This window comes from bacterium (genome assembly GCA_024226335.1).
GTDB lineage: Bacteria > Myxococcota_A > UBA9160 > SZUA-336 > SZUA-336 > JAAELY01.
Map to the genome: position 1 here is coordinate 1 of JAAELY010000420.1, position 2079 is coordinate 2079.

The following is a 2079-nucleotide window of genomic DNA, read 5'->3' on the forward strand; positions in this document are numbered from 1 at the left end:
CGTAGATTGTCGAACACCTGCAACAACAGTTCGCGATAGGGATAACTGCTCGACAAGTGAACCCACACGCGACGAACCGTCACTCTCACTAAACCTCCGATCTTTAATAGTCGCTCGCGAATCGTGTGGCATTGAGCACGCGACATTTCTGTGCCCGCCAAGCCGTCTCGACGAAGCAGCATATCCAACACGTAAGCGAACGAACTGAAATACAAACGAATCTGGTTTGAACGCATTCGTTCGCAGGGAAGACTGTCCGCAAACAGATATAGCTGTTGCTCCTTGATGCGGTTTTCCATGTCGCCCCGTGGACAGTAGCCTTCTTCGTAGACCGCCTCCGCCGGGGTCGTGGCATCTGCCACGTTCGTCACCACAAAACGTACGTTTGATTTGCCTTGCCACTTCGATTGTTCTGCCGCCCGGTCCGCTCGTTGGCGAGCGCGAGTCGCTTGGTCGCGAAGTTTCTCGGCTTGCTTTTGCGATTCAGTCGCCGACCGTCCTGCTTGCCGCGCCGCGCGGCGAGCCTGCTTGGCCGACTCGGCCATTTGCTTGGCGGCTGCTCGCGCCGCTTGGGCCTGTTCGTTACGCCCGCGACCAGCGGAGACCTTGGCCGAAGCCGCCGCTTGCTCTTGGTCCAGTGCTGTGGTCGCTGCCGACGCGGCCTGCTCCGCCGCTGCGCTGGCCGTCTGTTCGGCCTCGGCCGCTTGACGTTCCAAAGTCTCGGCGTCGCGAGCAGCCTTGGCCGCCTTCTCCACGCTGACCGTCCCGCCCACGGCGCCTGGCAGATGTTCGATCTTGGCCACCACGCGGCGAGTCCGACTCCAACTGTCCAGGGTCCGGTACTGCAGATCCCGGTAGGTCCGCTCGGACTCGCCCGAAGCTGCACTGGCCAACGCCATCTCGCGTTGTTCCTGCTCCAACTCCGACAGCAAACGCGAGTTGCTCGCCAGCCCGATCACGTACTCCACCTGGTGGTTTTCACACCAAGCCAGCAACGGTTCTTCGCTGAAGGCGCCGTCGGCACGAAACTGAATCTTGACCTTCGGCCAGCGGGCGCGAATCCGCGTGACTAACTTTTCTAGCACCGCGATCGCCCCGCTCGTCGCACCTACGTCGCCTGGCCGCAGCCGCGCCGCCAACAGAAAATCACCGCAAAACACGTACAGCGGCAGAAAACAGTACTCGTCGTAATAGCCTTGGAAGTAACGGCCTGATTGCTCACCATGCACGGGGCTGTCCGTGGGATCCATGTCCAGGAGAATTTCCGCTGGCGGCGTAGCATGGGCATCCAGAAACAGGTCGATCAGCAGGTTTTCCATGGCCTCCAGATCGGCCACGATTTTGTGATAGTCGCTGTCCGCGTCGTCGCCGACCTTGCCCAACTCCAGCCGGTTGAGCGTGGACTTGCCGGCGAGCGAGACGCCGCGGTCGGCTTCCCGACGGCGCTCTTCACCTTGCGGATCGCGTTTTCCGATCACGGATGCCAGCAGTGTATCGAACCGCAATCGATCGTGGTCATTGAGGTCTTCGTAGCCGCAGCACAAGCCATAAATCCGCTGCCGCAGCAAGTCCAGCACGGGATGTTCCGTTCTGTCTGGGTCGCGATAATCCGTAAAGCACTCGGCCAGCCGCTGCATGACGCGATACATCCGGTCTACTTCGCCAAGCAAAGTCACGCCGCCATCGCTGGTGATCGAGCCGCCCTCGAAATCCGAGATGAGGATGCGAGCATTGAACGTAGAAAATTCGATCCGCTGAGAGTTGGTAGACGACATGAGGCTCCCTCCTGGCATTGGTACTCCGTGTTGCCTGCCACCATGGCAGGCAGCCGTAATCCATGTCAGCGGGCGCAAATGGCGTGCCAAAGTGGAACAACATCCAGCCGTCCAATCATGCCGCCAAGGGGAAAGCCGCCGGCCCATCCACGTGATCGCGTCGGGCAGATCCAATGCGTCCCGAATAAAGCGACAGTCTGGAATGCCGACATTCTCTCTGGGCTTGTCGCAACCGCCCGTGAATCAACGAGTTGCGGCAAGTCTCTGGGCCCCGCACAACACGTGATGAGAGATTTGGGCTAGA

At 60.1% G+C, this 2079-nt stretch carries 1 protein-coding gene; it reads right to left on the reverse strand.

Translation table 11 applies throughout. The features are described from left to right. The coding region (locus GY725_20525; protein MCP4006571.1) for an IS1380 family transposase at nt 1-1775 on the reverse strand (1775 nt) is incomplete at its 3' end. Between the last annotated feature and the right edge of the window lie 304 nt (nt 1776-2079).